The organism is Luteococcus japonicus (assembly GCF_003752415.1).
Lineage (GTDB): Bacteria > Actinomycetota > Actinomycetes > Propionibacteriales > Propionibacteriaceae > Luteococcus > Luteococcus japonicus.
In genome coordinates this window covers 3,414,829-3,439,668 of record NZ_RKHG01000001.1, presented here as the reverse complement: position 1 = coordinate 3,439,668, position 24,840 = coordinate 3,414,829, and the positions used below count along the sequence as shown (strand labels likewise).

At 67.7% G+C, this 24,840-nt stretch carries 22 protein-coding genes and 1 other RNA gene; 3 read left to right on the top strand and 20 right to left on the bottom strand.

Annotated features, from left to right (window positions below; translation table 11 throughout):
* Positions 1–9: 9 nt before the first annotated feature.
* The gene (locus EDD41_RS16385; RefSeq protein WP_170165414.1) at positions 10–4,737 is read right to left on the bottom strand and encodes an NAD-glutamate dehydrogenase; all 4,728 of its coding nucleotides are present in this window, start codon (positions 4,735–4,737) and stop codon (positions 10–12) included.
* 193 nt (positions 4,738–4,930) lie between these two features.
* Here EDD41_RS16385 and EDD41_RS16380 point away from each other — a divergent pair, with 193 nt between their 5' ends.
* The gene (locus tag EDD41_RS16380; RefSeq protein WP_123576713.1) at positions 4,931–5,407 is read left to right on the top strand and encodes a DUF2505 domain-containing protein; all 477 of its coding nucleotides are present in this window, start codon (positions 4,931–4,933) and stop codon (positions 5,405–5,407) included.
* Here the strand turns inward: EDD41_RS16380 and EDD41_RS16375 are convergent.
* Genes EDD41_RS16375 through EDD41_RS16365 form a run of 3 tightly spaced genes read right to left on the bottom strand, consistent with a single transcriptional unit; the run spans position 5,404 to position 6,942 of the window.
* Positions 5,404–5,613 (bottom strand): hypothetical protein, encoded by a 210-nt coding sequence (locus EDD41_RS16375; RefSeq protein ID WP_143813945.1) that lies wholly within the window; start codon positions 5,611–5,613, stop codon positions 5,404–5,406. The genes EDD41_RS16380 and EDD41_RS16375 overlap by 4 nt on opposite strands.
* Positions 5,613–6,458, bottom strand: a complete 846-nt coding sequence (gene ku, locus EDD41_RS16370) for a non-homologous end joining protein Ku (protein ID WP_123576710.1) — start codon at positions 6,456–6,458, stop codon at positions 5,613–5,615. The genes EDD41_RS16375 and ku overlap by 1 nt, the downstream gene beginning before the upstream one ends.
* Before the next feature lies 1 nt (position 6,459).
* The gene (locus EDD41_RS16365) at positions 6,460–6,942 is read right to left on the bottom strand and encodes a DUF6912 family protein (RefSeq protein WP_148060596.1); all 483 of its coding nucleotides are present in this window, start codon (positions 6,940–6,942) and stop codon (positions 6,460–6,462) included.
* A gap of 76 nt (positions 6,943–7,018) precedes the next feature.
* Between EDD41_RS16365 and EDD41_RS16360 the strand changes: the two genes are divergently transcribed.
* Positions 7,019–7,522 carry an Rv3235 family protein gene (locus tag EDD41_RS16360; protein ID WP_123576707.1) on the top strand — a complete coding sequence of 168 codons (504 nt, stop codon included), beginning with the start codon at positions 7,019–7,021 and terminating at the stop codon, positions 7,520–7,522.
* 13 nt (positions 7,523–7,535) lie between these two features.
* Here EDD41_RS16360 and secA read toward each other — a convergent pair whose 3' ends face one another.
* The 4 genes from secA to EDD41_RS16340 form a co-directional block, all read right to left on the bottom strand.
* Entirely contained in the window at positions 7,536–10,283 is a 2,748-nt protein-coding gene (gene secA / locus EDD41_RS16355) for a preprotein translocase subunit SecA (protein WP_484177316.1), read from the bottom strand.
* Positions 10,284–10,352: 69 nt separating this feature from the next.
* Entirely contained in the window at positions 10,353–11,567 is a 1,215-nt protein-coding gene (locus tag EDD41_RS16350; protein WP_123576705.1) for a winged helix-turn-helix domain-containing protein, read from the bottom strand.
* Positions 11,560–12,009 (bottom strand): NUDIX hydrolase, encoded by a 450-nt coding sequence (locus EDD41_RS16345; protein ID WP_123576703.1) that lies wholly within the window; start codon positions 12,007–12,009, stop codon positions 11,560–11,562. Before EDD41_RS16345 ends, EDD41_RS16350 begins: the two co-directional genes overlap by 8 nt.
* A gap of 203 nt (positions 12,010–12,212) precedes the next feature.
* The gene (locus EDD41_RS16340) at positions 12,213–12,584 is read right to left on the bottom strand and encodes a hypothetical protein (protein WP_123576701.1); all 372 of its coding nucleotides are present in this window, start codon (positions 12,582–12,584) and stop codon (positions 12,213–12,215) included.
* Positions 12,585–12,750: 166 nt separating this feature from the next.
* On the opposite strand from EDD41_RS16340, the gene EDD41_RS16335 reads away from it, so the two are divergent.
* Positions 12,751–13,449, top strand: coding sequence for a type 1 glutamine amidotransferase (locus tag EDD41_RS16335; RefSeq protein ID WP_123576699.1), 699 nt, complete (start codon positions 12,751–12,753; stop codon positions 13,447–13,449).
* Positions 13,450–13,522: 73 nt separating this feature from the next.
* Here EDD41_RS16335 and hpf read toward each other — a convergent pair whose 3' ends face one another.
* The 12 genes from hpf to smpB form a co-directional block, all read right to left on the bottom strand.
* On the bottom strand, positions 13,523–14,119 hold the full coding sequence (hpf, locus tag EDD41_RS16330) for a ribosome hibernation-promoting factor, HPF/YfiA family (RefSeq protein ID WP_094764951.1): 597 nt from the start codon (positions 14,117–14,119) through the stop codon (positions 13,523–13,525).
* A gap of 133 nt (positions 14,120–14,252) precedes the next feature.
* A complete protein-coding gene (locus EDD41_RS16325) occupies positions 14,253–15,005 on the bottom strand; it encodes a ComF family protein (protein ID WP_123576697.1) in 753 nt (250 codons plus the stop codon).
* 92 nt (positions 15,006–15,097) lie between these two features.
* A complete protein-coding gene (locus EDD41_RS16320; protein WP_094764949.1) occupies positions 15,098–16,831 on the bottom strand; it encodes an LpqB family beta-propeller domain-containing protein in 1,734 nt (577 codons plus the stop codon).
* A complete protein-coding gene (gene mtrB / locus EDD41_RS16315; protein WP_245995693.1) occupies positions 16,828–18,315 on the bottom strand; it encodes an MtrAB system histidine kinase MtrB in 1,488 nt (495 codons plus the stop codon). The genes EDD41_RS16320 and mtrB overlap by 4 nt, the downstream gene beginning before the upstream one ends.
* A 56-nt stretch (positions 18,316–18,371) precedes the next feature.
* Entirely contained in the window at positions 18,372–19,094 is a 723-nt protein-coding gene (gene mtrA / locus EDD41_RS16310) for an MtrAB system response regulator MtrA (protein WP_123576695.1), read from the bottom strand.
* A gap of 69 nt (positions 19,095–19,163) precedes the next feature.
* The gene (locus EDD41_RS16305) at positions 19,164–19,724 is read right to left on the bottom strand and encodes a YqgE/AlgH family protein (RefSeq protein ID WP_123576693.1); all 561 of its coding nucleotides are present in this window, start codon (positions 19,722–19,724) and stop codon (positions 19,164–19,166) included.
* Positions 19,725–19,951: 227 nt separating this feature from the next.
* Complete coding sequence (locus EDD41_RS16300) at positions 19,952–20,203, bottom strand: FeoA family protein (RefSeq protein WP_123576691.1); 252 nt, start codon at positions 20,201–20,203, stop codon at positions 19,952–19,954.
* A gap of 754 nt (positions 20,204–20,957) precedes the next feature.
* Positions 20,958–21,327, bottom strand: a transfer-messenger RNA (tmRNA) gene (gene ssrA / locus EDD41_RS16290).
* 90 nt (positions 21,328–21,417) lie between these two features.
* Positions 21,418–22,068 (bottom strand): DUF1707 and DUF4870 domain-containing protein, encoded by a 651-nt coding sequence (locus EDD41_RS16285; protein ID WP_170165413.1) that lies wholly within the window; start codon positions 22,066–22,068, stop codon positions 21,418–21,420.
* Between the two features lie 65 nt (positions 22,069–22,133).
* Entirely contained in the window at positions 22,134–22,502 is a 369-nt protein-coding gene (locus EDD41_RS16280) for an FKBP-type peptidyl-prolyl cis-trans isomerase (protein ID WP_094764943.1), read from the bottom strand.
* 20 nt (positions 22,503–22,522) lie between these two features.
* Positions 22,523–24,346 (bottom strand): DUF2207 domain-containing protein, encoded by a 1,824-nt coding sequence (locus EDD41_RS16275; RefSeq protein ID WP_094764942.1) that lies wholly within the window; start codon positions 24,344–24,346, stop codon positions 22,523–22,525.
* Positions 24,343–24,819 carry an SsrA-binding protein SmpB gene (smpB, locus tag EDD41_RS16270; protein WP_123576687.1) on the bottom strand — a complete coding sequence of 159 codons (477 nt, stop codon included), beginning with the start codon at positions 24,817–24,819 and terminating at the stop codon, positions 24,343–24,345. Before smpB ends, EDD41_RS16275 begins: the two co-directional genes overlap by 4 nt.
* Between the last annotated feature and the right edge of the window lie 21 nt (positions 24,820–24,840).

The following is a 24,840-nucleotide window of genomic DNA, read 5'->3' as shown; positions in this document are numbered from 1 at the left end:
CCTGACCCCTCAGGCCTTCGCCATGAGGGAGCGCACGGTTCGCAGCCCGACGGACATCCGTGCGAGGTCCGTATCGCTGTCGAGGATCGCGGACAGGGTGCTCGCACGCTGGTCCACCCCGGGTGTTGCCTGCCACCAGGCGTCCACGATCTGGGCCGCATCGCCTTGTCCTGCGCCATGGGCGACCACCTGGGCGGCCAGCTGCGTCTGGACGGACAGGAGGTCGTCGCGGATCGCGGAACGCGCCATGTTGTCCCACCTGTTGGTCCGGGGCAGGTTCTCGACGCGTTCCAACATGCGGTCCAGCCCCAACCGCTCGGCCAGTTCGAAGAAGGTCTGGGCCACCTCGTCCAGCGGCCGTCCCTGTTCCTGGGAGATCTCCACGCAGCTGAGCAACAGGTGCGCCCAGTCCGCCCCGACGGCCACCGGGGCCAGGTCCTCGTCCACGCCCAGTGCCAGTGCCTGCTGCAGGGCCATGTCGTAGACCTCGCGGGCCCTGGCGGACAGCAGAGACGGCAACTGGCCGAACAGCTCCTGGACACCGTCGTGGTAGCGGTCGATGGTGGCCTGGACATCGATCTGCTCGGGGTGGCGGTGCAGCAGCCAGCGAGCCCCGTATTCCACCAGCGTGCGCAACCGGACCCGCAGGTCCGTCTGGAGCGCGGCATCCAGCGCCGCCCGCCGGGTGTTGGACTCCACCCGCCCGGCGTCGAAGATGCTGCGTGCCGCGAGCTGGGCACGCATCACCTGTGCGGGCGCAGCTCCGGTCTCCGTCGACAACCGGTGGCATGCCGTCATGCCCTGGGAATTGACGAAGCGGTTGACCGCCACCGTGGTGATGATCTCCCGGTGCAGGCGGTGCTGCGGCATCCGGTCCCGGTAACGCTCGCGCAGCAAGGGCGGGAAGTAGTGCACCAGACGGTCCGCCACGTAGGGGTCATCGGGCAGGTCGGAGTCGAGGATCTGGTCTGCCAACCAGATCTTGCTCCACGCCAGCAGGGTGGCCAGCTCCGGACTGGTCAGCCCGTTGCCCTCGGTGATCCGCTGCGCCATCGCGGCGCTGCTGGGCATGTACTCGACGGCACGGTCCAGGTAGCCGGAGGCCTCGAGCTGCCTCATCCAGTCCTCGTGCACCCCGGCCATCTCGACGGCATGGGCGCGTGCATTGGACAGGGCCAGGTTCTGGTCCACGTTGTGGCGCAAGACCAGCGCGGCGACGTCGTCGGTCATCTGCGGCAGCAGGGCATCTCGGTCCTGCTGGGAGAGCCGGCCGGCCGAGACCTCCCCGTCCAGCAGGATCTTGATGTTGACCTCGTGGTCCGAGGTGTCGACCCCGGCCGAGTTGTCGATGAAGTCGGTGTTGATCCGGCCACCCGCCCGGGCGTACTCGATGCGGCCGAGCTGCGTCCAGCCCAGATTGCCTCCCTCCCCCGCAATCCGGGCACGGACCTGGGCACCGTTCACCCGCACCGCGTCATTGGCCTTGTCCCCCACGTCCTGGTGCGTCTCCTGCCCCGCCTTGACGTAGGTACCGATGCCGCCATTCCACAGCAGGTCGACCGGCGCACACAGGATCGCCCTGATCAGTTCCGTGGGGGTCAAGTGGCTGGTCTCGGCATCGAGTCCCAGGGCCTCGCGGACCTGCGGGGTGATCTCGATCGACTTGGCCTGCCGGGAGTGGACACCACCCCCCTCACTGACCAGCGACGCGTCGTAGTCCGCCCAGGTGGAGCGGGGCAGGTTGAACAACCGGACGCGTTCGGCATGGCTTGTGACGGCGTCGGGATTGGGGTCGAGGAAGATGTGCAGGTGGTTGAAGGCGGCCACCAGGCGGGTGTGTTCGGACAGCATCATGCCGTTGCCGAAGACGTCGCCAGCCATGTCTCCGATGCCGACGCAGGTGAAGTCCTCGCCCTGGCAGTCGACTCCGAGTTCGCGGAAGTGGTGCTTCACTGATTCCCAGGCACCGCGCGCGGTGATGCCCATAGCCTTGTGGTCGTAGCCCACCGAGCCGCCGGAGGCGAAGGCATCGCCCAGCCAGAAGTCCCGCTCGATGGCGATGCCATTGGCGATGTCGCTGAAGGTGGCGGTGCCCTTGTCCGCCGCGACAACGAGGTAGGGGTCGTCCGCATCGTGGCGCACCACCCGCGGCGGCGGTACCACCTGGCCGTCGACGATGTTGTCGGTGAGGCTCAGCAGGCTGGAGATGAACAGCCGGTAGCTGGCCTGGCCCTCCTCCAGCCAGGCGGCACGGTCGGTAGCCGGGTTCGGCAGCTGTCGGGCGAAGAAGCCGCCCTTGGCGCCGACGGGAACGATCACGGTGTTCTTCACCATCTGGGCCTTGACCAGCCCGAGCACCTCGGTGCGGAAGTCCTCCGGCCGGTCCGACCAGCGCAGCCCGCCGCGGGCCACGGATCCGAAGCGAAGGTGGACACCCTCGACCCGGGGCGAGTGGACGAAGATCTCGAAGGCCGGGCGCGGTTGGGGTGCGAAATCCAGCGCGGTGGGCAGCAGCTTGATGGCGAAGGCCGGCGCGTCGGCGGCGAAGAAATTGGTGCGCACGATGGCGTTGACCACGGCGACGTACTGGCGCAGGATCCGGTCCTGGTCCAGGGAGGAGACCTCGTCGAGGTCGGCCTGCAGCTGTTCGTTGAGGCGCTCCACCTCCTCGTCGCGGCCCTGCTGCCGGTCGGGGTCGAAGCGTGCCTCGAAGAGCTCCACCAGGTGCCGGGCGGCGGTCTGGTTGGCCCGCAGGGTCTGGGCGATCCAGGCCTGCGAGTAGGCGCTGCCGAGCTGCTGGAGGTAGCGCCCGATGGCTCGCAGGACCATCACCTGGCGCCATCCCATGCCGGCCTCGCTGACCAGGCCGTTGAGGGGATCCACCCCGGTCTGCCCCTGCCAGGAGGCTTCGAAGGCCTCGGTGAGCCGCCTTCGGGCCGCCATGTCCCAGTCCTGCAGGCCGCCGGGGAGTGACAGGCCGAAGTCGTAGACCATCGCCTGCTGGCCGCGCAGTTCCAGTTCATAGGGTCGTTCATCCAGGACCCGCACCGCGAGGCTGGTCAGGTGCGGCATGACATCCTGCAGCTGCATCACGGCCCCGACGCGCATCACCTTCAGTCGCAGATCGGAAGGATCGGCCTCGTCATCGGGCGCATAGACGGCGAAGCGCATGCCCTCGCTGCCGGAGATCTCGTTCAGGGCCCGGAGGTCCGCGATGGCCTGGCGCGCCGTGGAGTCCTCCTTGTAGGCATCCGGGAAGCTCACCCCGCGTTCCTCGCTGGACAGCTCCCGGGCGAGGTCCACGAATTCGTCCTCCCAGTCCCGGGTCGCCGCGGTCAGTTCTTCCTCGATGGCCGCCGCATCGAGATCCGCCGGCGCCTCGTCGGGCAGCACCAGGGCGAAGTAGAGCCGCGCCAGCACGGACTGGGTGACCTGCGCCTGGTACTCGATGGACTGGGCCCCCGTCGCCTTCAGCAGTACTCGTTCCATCCGCAGGCGCACGTCGGTGTTGTATCGATCGCGCGGGAAGTAGACCAGGGCGGTCAGACGGCCCGGCCACGGACTGGGGCGCAGGAAGAGCCGGACCTGTCGGCGTTCCTTGAGCTGGGAGATCTCGTGCACCACGGGCTCCAGCTCGGCGGCTGTGGCGTGGAAGAGTTCCTCCCGCGGAAAAGCGTCGGCGACGGCCCAGATGGCCCGGGCTCCATGCCCACCTGGCTCGTAGTGCACCTCGTCGAGGATCTGTTCGATCTTGTCCCGCAGCACGGGAATCGTGTGCACGCTCTCGGTGAAGACCCGGTGGCCGAAAAGGCCCAGGAAGCGCTGCTCCCCCACGGCCCGGCCCGATTCGTCGAAGCGGCGGACCGCCAGGTAGTCCATCAGGACCGGACGCTGCACCCGGGAACGACGCTGGTCCTTGGTGATGGCCAACAACAGCGCCGGATCGTGCGCGGGCATCGCGTTGAAGGTGTCCGGCTCGTCGTGGCCCCGCAGGATCCCCAGGCCAGACCCGGGTACCGGCACGGCCCCGCCGTCGGCATAGTCGTACTCGCGGTAGCCCAGGAAGGTGAATCGGTCGTCGGCGAGGTAGCGCAGCAGCTCGGCGGTGACGGCCATCTCCTCGGACGGGTAGGGAGTGGTGCGTCGCGGCAGGTCATCGGCCACACGACGCATCAGCCTGCGCATGGCGTCGAAGTCCTCGACGGCCAGCGCCAGGTCCTGCAGGCTGGTGCGGATCTCGTGCTCCAACTGGCGGGACAGCTGCTCCACGTCCCCGCCCAGCGGAGGGTTCGCGAGGATTCCCACCCAGGACTCGTGCCGGTTCTCCTGCAGGGCAGTCTGGCCGGCCTGCACCAGCCTCCCGTCACCGTCCCGGGCGACGTGGAACTGCGGGTGCAGGAGTTCGGCGATGCTCCACCCGGCACCGGTCAGGGCCATGGCGATGGTGTCGACGACGAAGGGGCGGTCCTGCGTGACCACCTGGACGAGGGCTGGACGGCCCGCCGCGACGGCGGCCTCCACTCGCACGAGGTCCTGTCCGTCAGCGCGCCTCCTGCCCAAGTCGAGCTGGCCCTGCATCAGGCCGGTGAGGACCTCGCGATCCATGGCCGCAAGGTCCTCGTCACGCACGTGGGACAGCCACAGCTCGACCATCTCCTGCAGGCGACCGTTCGGCATGCCCGGCAGCCGCGACTGCAGGACATCGCCGAGCTCGTGGACGACATCGGTGCGTGACATCGGTGTCAGCATCATCTCTCCCGTGCGGCGTGAAGACTGACATCCCTTGTCAATCGCGATTCGACGGCTCCATGGCCATCAACTTCCACCCTATCCATCGCTACCGACAAAAGTCAGTGGTCATGGCGCACCAATTTGTTCGGTAGCCGCGAAATGCGCGGGGAATTGCCTCCTGACCCGCAAGAATGGGTTCATGCAGATCACGTCACGGCTGGAATTCGCCGCCGATCCCAAGACCGTCCACCTGATGATGACCGACAGGGGCTGGCTGACCGAACTGGTCGGACGCTCCGAGGCAACCAGCCATTCCATCGACATCGCCGGTCCCACCACCCGCGTCGAGATGGCCTTGCCCGCGCCGCAGGAGATCGCCCGCTTCGTCGGCTCCGCCCTGAACCTCCGCCAGACCGTCACCTGGGGAGACCCGGCGCAGGATGGTTCCCGCGAGGGCAGCCTGGTCGTGGAGGTTCCGGGCATGCCCGTGACCATGAACGGGAGCGCACGGATGTACCCCGGCGGCCAGGGCACCGTCGTCGACTACTCCGGTGACCTCAAGGTCAACATTCCCTTGATGGGCAAGAAGATCGAGCAGCAGGCCGCGCCACATGTCAAGGACGCCATCGACACCCAGCAGGCCGTCGGCGACGACTGGCTGGCCGCGCGGGGCTAGTCGGTCTCGATGAAGGTGTCCTCGCCCACCACGGGGCGCAGGACATCCGGCTCCGCGGGAGTGGCGACGACGAAGTCGATGGCCTCGTCGTCGTCCTCCCCGGCGAAGCGCTCCTTGATCAGGGCCACCTCATGACCGGCGGCGTCAATCGCCTCGGCTGCCTTCACGGCCTCGTCCTCGTCCTCGAAGTGCATTCGGGAAACCATCAGCTTGCCGCCTTCTTCTTCTCGTCGTCCTTGTCATCCGTGCCCTGGCCGGCGGCCGCGGCACGCTTGGCCTTGGCAGCCTCCACCGAGGCCTTCAGCGCGGCCACCAGGTCAACCACCTCGCCACCACCGCTGGAAGGCTGCTCGGCCTTCTCCTCCACCGCGACACCGGAGAGCTTGGCCTGCACGACGGCATCCAGCGCCTCCCGGTAGGAGTCGGAGAAGTCACCGGGGTTGAAGGTGCCCTCCATCTGGGTGATGAACATCTCCGCCATCGCCACCTCGGCGTCGCTGGCCTTGATGTCACCGTCCGGGGCGGCGAAATCATTGTCGCGCACCTCGTCAGGCCACAGCATGGTGTGCATCAGCAAGACCTTGCCGGACGGGCGAACCAGCGCCAAGGACTCCCGGCTGCGCAGCGCCACCTTCACCACGGCGGACTTGCCCGTCTTGACCAGGGCATCCCGCAGCAGCACGTAGGGTTTGGCGCCGGGTCCCTCGGCCTCCACCACATAGGTCTTCTCGAAATAGGTGGGGTCGATCTCGTCCTCGTCGACGAACTGCACGACGTCCACGCTCTTGGCGGAGCTCAGCGGCAGCGAGTCGAGATCCTCCTTGCTCAGCACCGCCATCCGGCCGTCGGGTGCCTCGTAGCCCTTGCCGATCTCGGCATAGGGCACTTCCTCGCCGCACTTCTCGCAGACACGCTTGTACTTGATCTTGCCGCCGTCGGCGGGATGCACCTGTTTGAAGGAGATGTCCTTCTCCTCCGTGGCACCGTAGAGCTTGACGGGAATCGTGATCAGGCCGAAGGAGATCGCGCCCTTCCAGAGTGAACGAGGCATGTCAGACATCCTTCCCGAGACGGGCCAGCTCTTCCACCGAATGCCACAGGAGGCTGGTGCCGCGCATCAGCTGCTGCACCTCGTCGGTCTCCCACGCCTCGTCGAGGCCCAGGCCTTCCACGGCGCGGGAGGCCTCGGCCACCAGGCTCTGGCCGGCCTCGTCGGTGAAGAAGCTCTGCAGGTGACCCAGCCGCAGGCCGCTCACCCGAACCCCGCCATTGTCCGCGTCGTCGCCCTCGCCGACCTGCCCCTGTGGCACCTCGGCCACCAGCACCAGACGGGTCCCGTACTGGGCCAGCCCCCAGACCGATGCGAGCAGCATGCACCCGTACTCGGCGTCCTCGTCATCGGCCGGGGTGAGGTCGAGGGCGCGCAGCAGTGAGGGGGTGACGGCGAAGGCCTGGCAGCTGGCGAAGGACTCGCCGTCGCTCAGGGCGAGAGCCCGCTCGGGGCTGCAGGGGACGAAGACCAGAACACCACTCATGGCGCCCACAGTAGTTGTCCACAGATTTCGCGTCACCTCTTGGCGGCCGGACCTGTGGGCCCGAGGCTTGTGAGCCATGGACAGACCCGTTGCATTCAGCCTCCACGGCCTCCCGGTGCGTCTGGTGGCCCCCGATCTTCCCCTGGCGCCGGCCCCCGACACGCTGCAGGGGCAGCTGCCATGGCTGGCGGGGCCCGACGAGCCACACCCCCGAGATCCGGCCACGATCGGCGGCAGCGACGGCAACGAACAGGCCAGGCAGCTGGTGGGGGCCATGGCGCGGGGCATGGTGGAGGTCCTCCAGCACCGCCGCTCCCCGTCCCAGCTCGAGCAGTGGATGGATGACCAGAGCCACCTGCTGCTGCTGGCCTGGAGCCGGCAGCACGACTGGTCCGGTGCACAGCTGGCGTCCGTGCACGCCTGCCGGGTGGCGACGCGCGCGGTGGAGGGCAGTGTTCAGCTGCGTCAGGCGGGCCGGGTCTTCGCCGTCCTGCTCCGCCTCGAACATGCCTACGGCCGGTGGCTGGTCACCGTCTTCGACGTGATCAGCCCACCGGCCGTGGGGAGTGCTGTGGCGTGATGTCCCTGATGGATCAGCTCTTCTTGCCGTGGCAGGCCTTGAACTTCTTGCCCGAGCCGCACGGACAGGGAGCATTACGCCCGGTGCCCGCGTAGGGATCCTGCTCCGGCTCCGCACGACGCGCCTCGGCCTCGCCCAGCTCGTCGGGGGCGGTGTAGGTGAGGTTCTGGGCACGCTTGCCGCCCAGCCCCTTGGCCTGGATCTGCGGCTGGTCGACGCCGCCCATCAGACTGTCCACGTCCACGGCCTGTCCATCGGAGCCGGTCACCAGGCCCACCTGGGGCTCCTGGTTGACCTGCACCTCCAGGTTGAACAGGAAGCCGACGACCTCCTCCATGAAGGCCTCCATCATGGCGTTGAACATCTGGCCACCCTCGCGCTGGTACTCCACCAGCGGGTCGCGCTGCGCCATGGCGCGCAGGCCGATGCCCTCGCGCAGGTAGTCCATCTCGTAGAGGTGCTCTCGCCACTTGCGGTCCAGCACGGTCAGCAGCACCTGACGCTCCAGCTCGCGCATGTTGGACGCGCCCAGCTGCTCCTCGCGCTCGTCGTAGGCGCCCATGGCATCCTCGACGAAGGCATCGACCATCGTCTGCACGTCGGTCTCGTCCGCCCACTCCTCCTGCACCAGGGCCACCGGGTAGAGAGTCTGCATCTCCGTCCACAGGGCGTCCAGGTCCCAGTCCTCGTGGAATCCCTCGGTGCGGGCCCGCACCAGGCCCTCGACGACCCGCTTGGTGGTGTCACGCAGCTGCTGCTCGACATCTGCCCCCTCCAGCACCTTGCGCCGGTCTGCGTAGATGGCGTGGCGCTGGCGGTTCATCACGTCGTCGTACTTGAGGACGTTCTTGCGGATCTCGAAGTTCTGCGCCTCCACCTGCTTCTGGGCGCTCTCGATGGAATTGCTGATCCACTTGTGCTCGATCGGCTGGTCATCGGGAACCTTGAGGGTGATCATCGCCCGCTCGACGACATCGGCCTTGAACAGGCGCATCAGGTCGTCGCCCAGGCTGAGGTAGAAGCGGCTCTCCCCCGGGTCTCCCTGACGTCCGGAACGGCCACGCAGCTGGTTGTCGATGCGGCGGGACTCATGGCGCTCGGAGGCGACGACGTAGAGGCCGCCGGCGGCGGTCACCTCCTCGTGTTCGTCGGCCACCTGCTGCTCCAGCTCGGCAAGCACACCGGGCCACGCCGCCTCGTACTCCTCGGGGGTTTCCACGGGGTCCAGGCCCTTGTTGCGCAGGACCTGGTCGGCCAGGAACTCGGCATTGCCACCGAGCATGATGTCGGTACCACGGCCAGCCATGTTGGTGGCCACCGTGACGGCGCCCGTGCGGCCCGCCATGGCGACGATGCCGGCTTCGCGCTCGTGCTGCTTGGCATTGAGCACCTCGTGCGGCACGCCCGCCTGGGTGAGCAGCTGGGAGATGATCTCGCTCTTGTGGACGCTTGCGGTGCCGATCAGCACCGGCTGGCCGTTGGCGTGGCGTTCGGCGACATCGGCCACCACGGCGTCGAACTTCGCCTCTTCCGTGCGGTAGATCAGGTCCTTCTGGTCAATGCGCTGCATCGGCTTGTTGGTGGGAATCACCACCACACCCAGGCCGTAGATCTTCTGGAACTCGCTCTCCTCGGTCTTGGCCGTACCGGTCATGCCGGAGAGCTTGGTGTACATGCGGAAGAAGTTCTGCAGGGTGATCGTGGCGAGTGTCTGGTACTCGTCCTTGATCTCCACGCCCTCCTTCGCCTCGAGGGCCTGGTGCAGGCCCTCGTTGTAACGGCGGCCGATCAGGGTACGGCCGGTGTGCTCGTCGACGATGAGCACCTCGCCGTCCATGATCACGTAGTCCTTGTCGCGCTTGAACAGCTCCTTGGCCTTGATGGCGTTGTTCAGGTAGCCGATCAGCGGGGTGTTGGCGCTCTCGTAGAGGTTGTCGATGCCCAGCCGGTCCTCGACCTTCTCGATGCCGGAACCGAGCACGGCGATGGTCTTCTTCTTCTCGTCCACCTCGTAGTCGACGTCGCGCTCCAGACGCTTGGCCAGCTTGGCGAACTCGGGGTACCAGGAGTGGTCGTCCTCGGCGGGGCCGGAGATGATCAGAGGGGTGCGGGCCTCGTCGACCAGGATCGAGTCCACCTCGTCGACGATGGCGAAGTAGTGGCCGCGCTGCACGCACTCGTCGAGAGTCAGCGCCATGTTGTCGCGCAGGTAGTCGAAGCCGAACTCGTTGTTGGTGCCGTAGGTGATGTCGGCCTTGTAGGCCTCACGACGCTCGGCCGGGTCCATGTTGGCGAGGATGACGCCCACCGACAGGCCCAGGAAGTGGTGCACACGGCCCATCTGCTCGCTCTGGTAGCGGGCCAGGTAGTCATTGACCGTGACGATGTGGACGCCCTTGCCGGTGATGGCATTGAGGTAGGCGGGCATCAGGGCGACGATGGTCTTGCCCTCACCGGTCTTCATCTCGGCGATGTTGCACAGGTGCAGGGCGGCGCCGCCCATGATCTGCACGTCATAGGGACGCTTGCCGAGCACGCGCTTGCAGGCCTCACGCACCGTCGCAAAGGCCTCGGGCATCAGCGCGTCGAGAGTCTCGCCGTCGGCGTGACGCTGCTTGAACACCTCGGTCTGGGCATGCAGCTCCTCGTCGCTCATCGCGGCGAAGTCGTCCTCGATGCTGTTGACCTGGTCGGCGACTTTCTTCAGCTTCTTCAGCGTGCGGCCCTCGCCTGCCGAAAGCAGCTTGTCCATGAAGCCCATGTGGTCGAATCCTTCGTCGGTGCTCGTGGCGCGCTCACACGCCCTGTTAGTCGTCAGACCCAACCCATCCTAGGGGGTGGCGGCAAGCTCTCCGGCAAGGTCGCCCCGCGGCTCCACCTCGATCTGCGCAAGGTCCAGCCAGCGGGCCAGTTCCCCCAGTTCGGCGCGCAGTTCCACCGCCACCTCCTGCGGTGGCCGCGCGGCGCCCGGTTCGAGCCAGGCGGCCTTGACGCGCAGCACCCCTGCGGCGCGGTCCGCCTTGAGGTCGACGCGGGCAGCGAACTCTTCCCCCAGCAGGAAGGGATGGACGTAGTAGCCGTGGCGGCGCTGCGCCTCGGGGACGTAGATCTCGATGCGGTAGTCGAGGTCGAAGAGTGCCAGGGCGCGGGATCGTTCGAAGATGAGGGGGTCGAAGGGGCTGATCAGGGACCGGGCACCGATGCGGCGCGGAATGCGGGGCTGGCCGTCACCCGTCCACAGCCACGTTCGGACCGGCCAGCCGGCCACCTCGACTTCCTCCAACTCAGCTCGGGCGGCCAGGGTGGCGACCGCCTGCTTGGTCTCGGCTCGGCTGAGACGGAAGTAGTCGGCCAGGCACTTCTCGCTGGCCACGCCCAGCGCCCGGGCCGCGCGCCGGACGAGGATGACGTGCGCCTGCTCGTCTGTGGGTGTCGCTGCCTGGGCCACCGACTGTGGCAGGACTCCTTCCGGCAGGTCATAGCGACGTTCGAAGGCCGGATTGCGGCCGGCCGCTGTGATCTCACCATTCCAGAAGAGCCATTCCAGGGCGGTCTTGGTGGCCGACCAGTTCCAGCCCCAGTGGGTGCGGTCAGGCTGCTCGTCGAACTCGATCTGACGTGCGGTGATCGGGCCCCGACACGCCACTTCCTGACGTACGAAGTCGACCAGTTCGGGGTGTTCGGCCTGGACGCGTCGGATACCACCCCACGCCTCGCCCCGGGCCCGGGCCATCCGGAAGCGCAGTGCTGGTTGCAGGTTGACGTCGACCAGGCTGGCGGCGTGTCCCCAGTACTCGAACAGGCGACGTGGGGCACGGCCGCTGGCCCGGGTGAGCAGTTCGACGTCGTAGGGTCCGAGCCGGCTGAACAGGGGAAACTGGTGGGCCCGGGCCAGGACATTGATGCTGTCGATCTGGAACTGGGCCAGCCGGTCGATCTGTCCCTGGACGTCGCGCATCGTGATGGGGCGCTGGGGCCGCGGCCGGCCGAATCCCTGCGCCGCCAGGACAATCCGACGAGCCTGGGGCAAGGTGAGTTCACGCATCGAGGCCCGCCAGGGCCAGCAGGTGGTCAACCGTGCTGACGTGTGGCATCTGCCGGATCTCGTCGGGGGCGAACCAGCCGGCCATGTCACTGCTGCCGTCGGTCTCGAACCTCAGCTCTCCCCCGGTGACCGCGGCGGTGTGGAAGACCTGAATGGCGCGCATGGGCCTTTTGGCGTGGCGGATTCTTTGCTCCGCGGGGATCTCGAAGGTTCGTACGTCCAGCAGCCGGCCGACCTCCACGATGCAGCCGGTCTCCTCGCGGAGTTCGCGCCGGATGCCGTCGACGACCTGCTCTCCGAACTCGATACCACCACCCGGGCAGGTCCAAGTGGGCTTGTGCCCCTCCACCCACCGGCTGAGCAGGATGCGGCCGTGCTCGTCACGGACCAGGGCGTAACCGGTCAGCCGGGTGTCGTAGCCGGTGTAGTCGAGCGGGGTCATGACGTCAGGCTACCGAGGCCAGCGGCGGCACGGTCAGGTGTCTGGGTGTGTCTGGTCTTCCGAGGTCGAGGGTTCGGCTGGGTGTGACGAGGTAGCGGTATCCGAGGGGTGATTGCCACAGGTAGATGCCGGGTAGGGGTTGGTGGAGTTGCCAGCCGCCGTGGGTCTTGGCCCGGTGGACGGTGCGGGTGAGTGCCCCAAGATCAGCGCATGACAGCCTCCAAGATCGTGGTCCGGCAGAACCTCACCGACTCTGCACCAAGACCCACCGGATGGCTCGTCACATCTCTGGAGGATCGCGGAGAAGAGGCCCTCAGCCGCCTCATGGTGCTCGCAAGTGATGGTGAACCTACGACACGTCCACCGACGAAGCCGTTCTCGATGACCTTCACGAACTGGTTCTCGCAGCGGGGAAGCTGTTCAACCCCCAGCACTGGTTCGCCATCGCTGATGACCTCGGTGACTTCGGAGTAGTCCTTCCCCAGGTCTTTCCGGACGAACCGACCACGGGAACCCTGTTCTACCTTGCGGTGGTCCCCGATCGTCGAGGCGAGGGGCTGGGAGGCCAGATCCATCGGTTTGGTCTCAGCGAGCCCAAGAAGCGTGGGGCATCCAGGGATGTCGGCTCCACAGCCACCGAGAACCTGGCGATGATCTCGATCTTCCGAGCCAACGGCTGCGAACTCGACCCCAAGGTCAAGGCTGTCCTCTCACCCGCGGCACTGCCGTAGGCTCGTCGCCATGGCCAAGAAACCCCGCATCACCGTCCTGCAGCCCGAAGCCGACGTTCCCCTGGAGCGCTTCGACGCGTGGCTGCGCGAAGGCCTGCGCCTGACCATCATCGACCTCGCAACCAAGGACGTCCCCAACCTGGAGACCATCGGCGACGGCCTCGTGGTGCTCGGTGGCCGGATGGGCGTCCACGACGACATCCGCTGGATCGGCGAGGTGAAGGACCTCATTGCCGATGCCCATGCCATCGACCTGCCGATCCTGGGAATCTGCCTTGGCCACCAGCTGTTGGCCGAGGCACTGGGCGGGCAGGTCAGCGTCGCCGACGAACGTGGCCCCGAGGACGGCCCCGTCACCCTGGAGTGGTTGCCCGGCGCCGAGGAGGACCCGGTCCTGGGCGCAATCGCGGCCAGCGGGGCGCCGGTGCCGATGAGCCACCACGACGCCGTGACCGAACTGCCCGAAGGTGCCATCGAGCTTGCCCGCAGCCAGACCTACCCGAATCAGGCCTTCCGGCTCGGATCGGCCGTCGGCGTGCAATTCCACCCCGAGGCCTCGCCGGAACTGATGCAGTACTGGTGGACCAAGGAACACCGCACGAAGGCCACCACCATGCTGGACCGGATGCGTGCCGGAAACGATCGCACCGAGCCCGCCTGCCGCAGCATCGCCCAGGGCTTCATCACCGAGGTGTTGGGCAACGCCTGACAGGCACCCACGAGACAGACGCGCACGAGGCCCGCATCCCCGATCACTCGGGGATGCGGGCCTCGTCGTTTGCTCAGGCCTGCGTCAGGTGGATGACGCCGTAGTCATAGCCCTTGCGGCGGTAGACCACGCTCGGCTTGTTGCTGTCCGCGTCGACGAACAGGAAGAAGTCGTGCCCCACCAGCTCCATCTCGTCCAGTGCCTGGGCGAGCGTGAGCGGTGCCGAGGTGAACTCCTTCTCGCGCACCGCCAGCGGGCCATCTCCCGTCACCTGCAGGCCGGCGAGATTCTTCGTCACCGGTGTGTCGTCCTCGACCACGGGCTCGGGAGCCAGCTCGGTGATGACCTGGTGCGCGCGCAGACCGCGGTGGTTCTTGCGACGATCGCTCGCCTTGCGCAGCTGGATCTTGAGCTTGTCCATCGCACCCTCGAAGGCAAGCATCTTGTCCTCCGCGTGTCCCTGCCCGCGAATGACGGGACCCTTGCTCCGCAGCGTGATCTCACACAGCATGTTGTCGTCGGGATTCCCCTTGGACTCCTCGGCCGTGAACTCGACCTCGGCCCGGATCACGCGATCCTTGAGCTTCTCGATGGTGGCCAGACGCTCGATGACCCGCTCGCGCACGTCATCGCTGACGGTGCAGTGACGTCCGGTGACGACGATGTCCATGGTGATCCTCCTCGATCAGGTGACCCTCGGGGAACCGAAGGCCGCGGCAATGAACACGGCACGACCCACAAGGCCCCCCGGAAGCGACTCCCAAGAACCTGCATGTCGTGCCATACCGAAACGTTACCCCCTGTCAGACCCCTTTCAAGGGATCTGGGAGAAATACCTTCAACGGATCTTCCCTCCGGCCCACGGGATGCGAGGGATGGGCGACGACGGCCGCTCCCAGCACGGTCCATCCCGCCTCGGTCAAGGCCCGGGCCGCCTCGGAAAGACTGGCGCCGGTGGTGCACACGTCGTCGATGACCACGGCGCGGCGACAGCCTGCCGGTGGCGCCGCCCGCATGGTGCGGTGCTGGTTGCGAAGCCGCTCGGCGCGCCCCAGACCGGACTGGTCTGCCACAGCTCGGACCCGTCTCAGCGGCCTGGCAACTTCCACCCGCAGGCCGCCGGTGTCACCTTCCCGGAGCAGACGAGCAGCCGTGTCGGCCAGGACACGCGAGTGGTCGAAGCCTCGGGTTCGCACCGCCTTGGGGCTCGAGGGCACCGGCACCAGCACCACCTGCCGAGTCCCCTCCAGACATCCGTCCTGCAGCACCCCGTCCAGCACCCAGCGCACGGCCAATGCCAGCTGTCCTCCAAGGACCCGACGCAGCCCCCAACTCCCCCGGTCCTTGAAGGCGGTCACCAGCTGGCGCACCGGACCATCCCAGTCGCCCGCACACGCGGCTCGGCCAGAGAGGAGCGGTCCCAGCGCCACCGCGTCGTCCAGGGGCCGTGCCGGGCGCGACACGACGCGGCGACAGTCCTCGCACAACCGCCACGAGGGCGCTCCGCAGCCGGGGCACTGGGCCCCCAGCAAGAGGTCGGCCATCTCGTCGAGCATGGCCTCAGCGTGTCTCCCGTCCACCCGCGACGCAAGCGCCCAAGCAGGACCTGTGGACAAGTCCTCGGCCGTCACCGAACTGTGGACAAGCCTCAGGAGGGCACGGCCAGGGACCGCACCCGGTGCGGCAGGATGTGCCACCGCCATGCGGACACATGGCGCAGGACCTCACCGGAACTGGCCCGCAGCAGCACCGGCGCACCGCGCTGCTGGGCGCGGGCGGTGACCTGCACGAGATCGAGCTCCCCCGCGGGCCCCACCGGATCCACCTGCGAGGCGTCCGCGCTGATCAGGAAGGCGCTGGGCCGTGCCCCGGGATGCTGGGCTGCCAGCACCATCAGCTGTTCCGGCCCGGTCCAGGCCGCATCGACGACCTCCTCGAGGGACAGCTGTGAGACCTCCAGCGGGATCCGGCGCAATCCGTCGACGACCCCGCCGTGGATGCGCAGCAGGGCCAGTTCGGAGCGTCCACCCCGACGCAGGACGACCGCCATCCGCGTCTGGTCCGGGGCGACCGCCACCTGCAGGATCCGGCTGCCCTTGAGACTGGGCACCCGCACCGGAGCCAGGTTCTGCGTGCCGGAAGCCCTCCGCAGCGCCACTTCCCCGTCGGCATCGACAACGGCCCACACCACCCCGGTGGCCGTCACCACGGGTGATGCCAAACCGGTACCGGTCAGCCGCGGACTGACCTCGTCCTGCCCCAGCCGGCTGGTCACGAGCCGGGTACGGCCGTGGTTGACCAGTGCCACCACCCCGGCCGTCGTGGAGACGGCCAACTCCCCCGGCCGGTCGCCCCACTGGTTGCGCCCCAGCCGGCCGCCCAGCGGGGAGAAGGCACCCTGGTCATCGAGGCGCCCGACGGCATTCCCGACGACGGCAAAGGGTTGTTCATCGCCCTCCAGCGGAATGCTGGGCATGCCGGGAAGTGCATCGAGTGGCACCTCACCGCTCGCGGTCTGCCCGGGGGCATGCCACGGCTGCCCGTCGCACAGGATCCGCACGGCCCGAATGTCCGGGAAGGCCTTCAGCGTGGTGCCCACCTGCGACACCAGCTGGCTGCGCTGGGCGTCTGGAAGCGCGGCGATCCGGCCGTCCAATGGGACCTCCGCCACACCACCGGTCACCGTCACGGCATCGACCGTGAGGCGTGTACCGGCCGGGAAGGCCGTCGTCACGCTGACCTCCAACCACCGCGACGGTCCGTCCAGGAGCGCCTGTACCGCCTCCAGCGGGCTCGCCGGGCTGCTCGCCAGCCACACGCGTTCCGGCACCAGCGTGTGGGCATCGAGCCCCTGGAACCAGACCTGGGCGGGAGTGAAGCGGTTGAGCAGGGTGTACTGGCTGACCAGCAACCCCGAGGGTGGATTGCTGATCCGCCACTGGCCGTCCACCTGATGCATGGTGAAGTTCTGCCGGATCAGCCGCCCGGTGGAGGCCGTGTAGTGGCCTTGGGCATCCAGCGTGCCGACGACCCGTGCCTGCAGACCGGCGGTGGTGGACCCCGGCAGGCTGCTGCGGGTGTCCCCGTCGTAGACGATCACGCCGGCGTGGGGGTCCCAGGATCGCGCCGCCTTCGGTGTCAGGTACTGGCGAGCCACGCCGAAGCCCGGTTCCAAGGAGGCCATGGCGTCCAAGAATCCGGCGAGCACGACGTCCGGCGCGACGTCCTCCTGTGGAGGCGCTGGCTGCACCCGGACACCACGCTCGACGCGGCCCTGCGCAGCGGGCGCAACCTTCTCCACGGGGCCGGTGCTGGGCACCGTGGTGCTGCACCCTGCCAGCAGCAGGGCAAGCAGGCACGCGACGGCTCGGCGGAGGCTCATGACCGCTCCCGGGGCACGAGTGGCAGCGGGCTGTCCGTGAGGGTCACCTTCTCGTCGCGCGGGAGCACCAGCAGGAACTGGGCCCCCCGGTGCGGCCGGCCCCAGGCCCGGAGCCAGCCCCGGTGCAGGTTCGCATCCTCGAGGGAGATGGCCAGTCCCAGGCCAGTGCCACCGACGGCGCGGGTCCGGCTCGGATCCGCACGCCAGAAGCGCAGGAAGACCTGGTCCGCCAGGTGAGGCGCGAAGCCGATGCCATGGTCCCGCACCGTCACGGCGACGGACTGCTCGTCGGCCCCCACCGTGACGATGATCGGCTGCCGTTCGCCGTGCTCGATCGCATTGGTCAACAGGTTACGCAGGATCCGGGTGATCCGACGGTCATCCATCATCGCCACCGCGCTGTCGATGCCGTGCAGCTCCAGCCGACACCCCAGCCGCTCCGCGAAGGCCTGCTGGGCCTCCATCTCCCGGCGCACCACCGGGACCAGGTCGTGCTCGGCCAGTGACAGCACCGCCGCACCGGCGTCGAAACGGCTGATCTCCAGCAGGTCCGCGAGCATCGCCTCGAAGCGGTCGAGCTCCTCCTGCATCAACTCCGTGGACCGCGCGGCGAAGGGATCCATCTCGTAGCGCCCCTCGTGGAGGAGGTCGGCAGCCATCCGCACCGTCGTCAACGGCGTGCGCAATTCGTGGGAGACATCGGAGACGAAGCGCTGCTGGACCCGCGACAGGTCCTCCAGCTGGCCGATCTGGTGCGACAGTTCCGCCGCCATGTCATTCATCGACGTCGCCAGACTCGCCAGGTCATCGGTTCCCCGCACCCGCATGCGCTCCTCGAAGTCTCCCGAGGCGATCTTCGAGGCCGCAATCGACGCCTCGCGGACGGGGCCCATCACCTCGCGGGAGACCAGCCAGGCGATACCGCCCAGTGCAAGCAGCAGGACCACGCTGGTGGAGGCGATGGCCCGGCGCAGCACGGACAGGGTCTGGGCCTCGTGCGATTCGGGGAAGATGAAGTAGATGGGATAACCCTCCTGCCCCGACGGTGCCTGCAGCATCGCGCCGATGGCGAGCCCCGGCTCCTCGCGGCGCGGAATCTGGGCCCACACCACCGTGGTGGGCGTCACGTACATGCCGTCGCCCCTGGCCACCTCCTGCACCAGGGAATCCGGCACGCTTTCCTCGGAGATCCCCGGGGACACGAAACGCGAGACGGGCCCCTGGATGACCACCCGGTACTGGCTCGGCTGGGCTCCCGCCTCGTCGGCAAGCTTGTTGAGCCTCTCGTAGACCGACGTGCTCCTCATGTCGCTGGAACGCAGCTGCACCTGCATCCGCTCCAGGGCCGTCGAGGCCTCCGCCACCGCCGACGTCCGTTTGCCGGCCAGCACGCCGCTGGAGGCCTGGCGCATCAGCAGCAAGCCGCCCAGCAGGAGCACCAGCACCGATCCGGCCACGGTGAGCGCGATCACCCGCAGGGGCAAGGAGGACCACCACAACCGGGACAGGTTCCTCGACAGTGGGGCTGGCTGGCCTGTGGTCAACGGCCCGGCTCGCGTGCGCTGCTGGCTTCCCCTGCGCGGTACCCGGCGCCACGCACCGTCACCACGATCTCCGGCCGTTCCGGGTCGCGCTCGATCTTGGCGCGCAGGCGTTGCACGTGCACGTTGACGAGTCGAGTGTCGGCCGCGTCACGGTAGCCCCACACCTCCTGCAGCAGGGCCTCACGACTGAAGACCTGGTGGGGCTTGCGGGCCAGCGCCAGGAGGAGGTCGAATTCCAGCGGGGTGAGGGCGATGCTCTCCTCTCCCCGACGCACCTGGTGACCGGACAGACTGATGGCAAGGTCGCCGATCCGCAGGACGTCACCGCCGGACTCGTCGACGGGCGTGCGGCGCAGCCGGGTGCGGATCCTCGCGATGAGTTCCTTGGCCTTGAAGGGTTTGCTCACATAGTCGTCGGCCCCCGCCTCCAGGCCGACGACGACATCCATGGTGTCGCTCTTGGCGGTGAGCATCACGATGGGAACGCCCGACTCGGCCCGGATGTCCCGGCAGATCTCGATCCCGTCGCGGCCGGGCAGCATCAGGTCCAGCAACACCAGGTCCGGGCGCTGTTCACGGAAGGCGGCCAGCGCCTTGTCCCCATGTCCGCACCAGGAGGGTTCGAAACCTTCCTGGCGAAGCACCAGCTGGAGCATCTCTGCCAGCGCCGCATCGTCGTCGATCACCAGGATGCGGCTGGCTGCCTTCGTCTCACCCATCGACCCCTCCAGACGATCTTGATTGAGCGCAATCGTAACGGCCCGCTGTGGCGCGACCCTCGCCCAGCCTCAGTTCATCTGCGGATCTTCAACCCAGGTGGAGAACCACGCCAGTTCCCCGCCCTGCCGTCGCAGCACGCGGCGCCACAGCCCCTCCGGATCAGCCCCGAAGACGTCCTCGTCACGGCACGGCACCCGGTGCCAGTCTCCGCGGACCAGTTCACTCTCCAACTGCCCCGCATCCCAGCCCGCGTAACCGGCGAAGATCCGAAGGTCCGAATAGGTCTGCGCGATGATCTCCACCGGCGTGTCCAGGTGCAGCAGGCCGAGGTCTCCACAGACCCGCCGCCAACCCGGCGGCTCCTCGGCCGGATGAGCCAGTTTCGCGACGCAGACCGCCCCGTTGGGAGAGATGGGGCCACCTTCGAAGAGCACCTGCGGCGGGCACACCTGGTCTCGCCACTGTGGCAGGACGTCGTCCAGGTCGGTCTCCGCGAGGCGGTTGAGCAGGACTCCCAGGGAGCCGGAATCATCGCAGTCCAGCAGGAGGATCACGCACTGCTCCCAGTAGCCCTCGCCCATGCCGGCGGGCGCCACCAGGAGCTCCCCAGCCCGCGGACGGTTCGGCATTCTCACGCCGCCAGTCTTGCACGACGGCGCAACGACTGGACTTCCTCCGTCGGATCACGCCCATGGTCTGGGCCCGGTCTCGGCGGAGGGGATGCGCGAGATGGTGGCCGACAGGCAACCGGTCGCACTCAGGCCAAGGAACTCGCCGCCACCCTGCGCCAGACACTCGACGCCCTGCCGGAGCTGCGCGGTCAGGACATGGGCGCAGTGATCACGGAAACCCAGGCTCAGCCAGCCACCGACAGGGGGCGGACGAACACTGCTCTGGCCAGGTTCGCGCCCAGGCTGTACCGCGGGTTCTTGACGACGACGATGCACGCCCTGCGCTTCTTGGAGACCAGCGTGATCCGTTCCCCGGGGTAGGCGCCCAGGCGAAGCAGGAAGGCATCCATCGCGGTATCGCTCGTGACGATGCGCTCGATGACGTAGCTGGTTCCCGGCTGCCCATCCAGAAGATCCACCGGCTCTTCCAGCCTCATCACCGCTCACCCCTCACCATGGGCATGCCCAACAAGGTCGGCTGGTCTCCTGAACAGCACCCTGACAGGTGGCCCCTGGCTGGGACAGGCGACGGCCAACGGGCAGCCGACGCAGGCTGGGCCCGATTGCCTCGACCTCCAGAGGTGCCGGACTGCCCAGGAGACAATCACGACGAGGGTCACGGTGACAATGATGGTCGCCATGACGTCCTCCTACTCGGGTGTCGCTGTGTCGTGAGCGCGTACGCGGCGGCCATCCGGAGATGGCTTCGTCGCGCGACGACCACCACGGCCAGCACCATCAGGGCAACTACGATCAGCCCGGGCACGAGCCCCTCGGCAAGGTGGTGCTCGAGCACCAGCGTCCCGACCTGGTTGACCAGAAAGGCGATCGTGTAACCGGTACCCAGCTACAGCCCCACGGCTCCCAACAGCTACTTTCTTGCTGTCGAGCACCACCGCGATCCCGGAAAGGACCGCCATCGCCAGCAGCCCCGTCCAGGCAGCCTTCCGGAACGCCAGCTTCATCGGTGGAGTCATGGGGGCAAGCTGTCAAGCGGCAAGGTTCACGCACGGGGGGAGATTCGAGGATGCGGGATCTGTTCCACCCGCCGGATCACCCCCGACGAAGTCGCTCGATGAAGCCGCCGATCTCGTCCACCAGACCGGGGTGAGGCCCAGCCACCCGACTTGACCCCAGGGACACAACAAGGCCGGGGCTGCAGAAGCAGCCCCGGCCTTGCCAAACAGGGTGTGGTGGAGGTGGCGGGAATTGAACCCGCGTCCTCAAGAGGCGAACCAGGCATTCTCCGGGCGCAGCTGTGGTTGATGCTTTTCTCGGCCCCCACGCTCTCTACAGCACGTCGTGGACAGGCCCAGTAGCAGTAAAGTCCCGATCAACCCCTGCCACGCGGGTTGATCAGCAAGCCTTCATGATGAGGCCAGGAACCGGACGGAAGGCTACGTCCGGACTGACCCTTCGGTCACTGCTCAGGCAGCGAGAGCGAAGTCTGCGCGATTGGTGTCGGCAGTTATAGGTTTCCGGGGAACATTAACGTGTTGACCCTGGATTCACGGCCCGCTTCTCCTGGAACTACCGTCCCAAGTCGAAACCAGTCACCCCCTGTTGAGTTGTACTGCCCGGGATGCACCAACAACCCGGTTCATTCGAGGTTACTCGTCCAACGCCTCCAGCGCCAGTGAATATTCCCGAGTCAGCGGCCCAGTTCGCGGGGGCGACGCCCGGGGCGCCCCTCGTCGAGCGGGCGCAGCGGGATGACGCGGGTCACCGGATTGCGCCAGTCGTCGCCCGAGGCGGCATGGGCGATCCCCGCCACCGTGAGCACCAGCCATGTGACGCCCAGGATGCCGCTGAGCGTTCCCCCCAGGAATCCCTCGGTCAGCACACCGGTGATGGCCATCAACAGCAGGGCCACCAGCTGGAAGTTGAAGGCCTTGGCGGCCTCGCGTCGGGCATAGCTCTCGTGCGGGGCCAAGGCGTAGCAGACGGCGGGCCCGACGAAGAAGCTGCCGAGGCCGCTCACGTGGGCGATCGTCGCACCGGCGCGTCCCATCGGGCCGGGCACGCCGGCCGGGCGGCGGCGCGGCAGGAGCGAGGCACCCATGGGAATGGTGGCCAGACCGGTGAAGGCACGGTTCATCTCACGACGGGTGCTCGCCTCGAGGACCGTCTGGACGCGGTCCTCGAATTCATAGATCGTCAGACGACCCTCGGCATAGGCCTGCTGCAGGTAGTCGACGGCACGGTCCTTCTGCTCGTCGGTGACCGGAAGGCCCAGCGACGGGTGCTCGAAGGGCGAGGGCATGGTGGACAGCTTTCGCGCGGGCGTGGTGACGGTGGACATGCAACGATTCTTGCTCGCCCACCGCCCCCACACCATCGGGGCCAGCCCTGAGCCGGCCCGGGTTGTCAGCGGACGGCGAGCAGGTCGCAGACGAAGATCAGGGTCTCTCCGGGGGCGATGACGCCGCCGGCGCCACGGTCGCCGTAGGCGAGGTGGGCGGGGATCACGAGCTTGCGGCGGCCACCCACCTTCATGCCCTGGATGCCCGTGTCCCAGCCCTCGATGACCATGCCGGAGCCGAGCTTGAACTGCAGCGGTCCACGGCCGTAGCTGGAGTCGAACTCCTCGCCGGTGGAGTAGGCAACGCCCACATAGTGCACGGCCACGGCCATGCCGGCCGTGGCCTCGGGGCCGTCGCCCACGACGATGTCGGTGATCTCAAGGTCGGTGGGCGCCGGGCCCTCGGGGAAGTCGATCTCAGGCTTTTCAGTCATGACAGCAAGCCTGCCACATGTCACCAGCTGCCGACGCCGCCACCACCGCCACCACCGCCGGAGAAGCCTCCCCCGCCACCGAAGGAGGAGCCACCACCGAAGCCCGAGCCGCTGGTGCCGAAGGAGGAGGGCACCGTGACCTCGGGCGCCGCGGCGTGGTCAATGGTGTTCAGGGAATTGTTGAAGACGTAGAAGTTCCAGTGGTCGTAGGGCCCGTAGTACCACATCGGCGGCTCGGCGCTCAGGCGCCCCATTCGCACCAGCTCCGCGCACACGTCGGCCCACCGATCGGCCAGGCCGAACAGGATCGCCCACGGCAGGTAGCGCGAGAAGATGTCCTCGCCCTCCTCGAACTTCAGCTGGTCGGCCTCGGCCGTCGCGATGTAGGTGCGGAAGCCCTCCACCTGGTCGGTCAGCGCCCGGCCGTAACCGGTGCGTCGTCCCCGACGCATCTTCTTGCGCAGGACCATATAGGTCAGCGCAATGGGGATGAGCGGCACGGCCAGCCACAACAACCCAGAGGACGCTCCGAAGAAGAAGTAGGCGACGAAACCCATCAGCAGCACACCGGAACATCCGAATCCCGTGGTGGCCGCCGACGGCAGCGAGGTGAAGACCCTCGCCGAGGCCAGCTGGTTGCGCACACTGGTGACCAGCGCCGTGTGGGCTCGGTACATGTCGCCGCGGCCGGACAATTCGACCTCACCACTGCGGCCCGCGAACAGACGTTGCAGCAGGACCTGCTCATGCGGAGCGGTGGCAACCGACGCGTCCACCAGGGCGACTCGCGTCGAGCCGTCGTCGTTGGCGATCTTCACCGCGCCGCGCACCGCGAGGTCCACCAGGGTGGCGGTGGTCTCCTTGGTGTCGATCACACCGTCCACCAACAACCCAGCCTCAGCAACGCTGATCCGTGGCGGGGAGAAGGCGACGGGGATCTCAATCGGTCCGGTGGGCTTCTGGGTGCCCTTCTCCCCCGGCCCGGGCACCACGCCGGGCGGAAGGCCGACGTAGCGCAGGTCACGCCCCCGGCGTCGGTAGTAGAGCAGGCCGAGCAGCGGCGACAGCACCAGGCTCACGACGCCGGCTCCCATCGCCGTACGCTGCATGGCAATGGTCTCGGCGTCGGCACGGGTCACCAGGTGCGGCGCATTGTCGCTGACCTGCCCCGCCGCGATCTTGGCGCCGATGCTCAGCACGTCACCGGCCTGCTTGGCGTCCTGATGGTACTCGCCACGTTGGGCGTTGACCCGCATGCTGGTGCACGGGTTCTTGGTCTGGGCCGGCCCGGAATAGCACCGCACGCCCTTGACCCCGCCCGGCACGGTGACGGTCACGTCGATGTCCCGCACCAGAGGGGTCTCGCCGCTGAGGGCATCCCAGTAGAACTCGTCGTAGTCCCCGGAGGTGCGCATCGCACCCTTCACGTCGTATTCCAGGGTGTAGGTAACGGTCCGCGTCTGGATGTAGCGCCCCTGGGTGCCGATCCTCATCGAGAGGAACTCGTCGCGTCCGTCCTCCTGGTACTGCGGGGTCACCTGACCCGAGGCCCCGTCGCTTGCCGTGACGCTGAAGTTCTTGACCTCGTAGACGGCGTCGGAGTGCTCGTCGAAGGCCTCTCGCGTGACGAAGGAGCGGGCGATCCCCTGCCGTCCGGAGGTGCCGAAACGGTAGACCAGGGTCTCCTTGGCGTGGACGGTCCCGTCGGCCTTGACGGTGTAGTTGATCTTCCAGGAGTCCACCGTGTCTCCGGCCGCCCAGGCGGCAGAGGGTGCGGATGCGCCCAGCACGCCCAGCAGAAGCGCCATCAGGCCGAGCAGCCCGGCCTTCATCCGGCCGGTCATCGGCGTCGCTTGTTTCGCTCGGCGAGCTCACGCTGGGTCTCACGGTTCATGTCACGCTCACGAATGGTCTGGCGCTTGTCCCAGTCCTTCTTGCCCGTGCCGACCGCAATCTCCACCTTGGCGTAGCCATCACTGAAGTAGACGCTCAGCGGCACCAGGGTGCGCCCCGAATCACCCAGTTCGCGCTCCAGCTTGTCGATCTCACGACGGTTCAGCAGCAGCTTTCGCGTGCGGGTGGCGGCGTGGTTCCGCCAGGTGCCGAAGGCGTACTCGGGAATGTTGGCATTGCGCAACCAGACCTCGCCGTCGTCGATGGTGGCGAAGGCGTCCACCAAGGAGCATCGGCCATTGCGCAGGCTCTTGACCTCGGTTCCGGTGAGCACCATGCCCGCCTCGAGCGTGTGCCCGATCTGGTAGTTGTGCCGCGCCTTCTTGTTCTGCGCGACCAGCTTTCGGCCCTTCTCGCGTGGCACGGGGTCCCTCCTGGGTGAGTT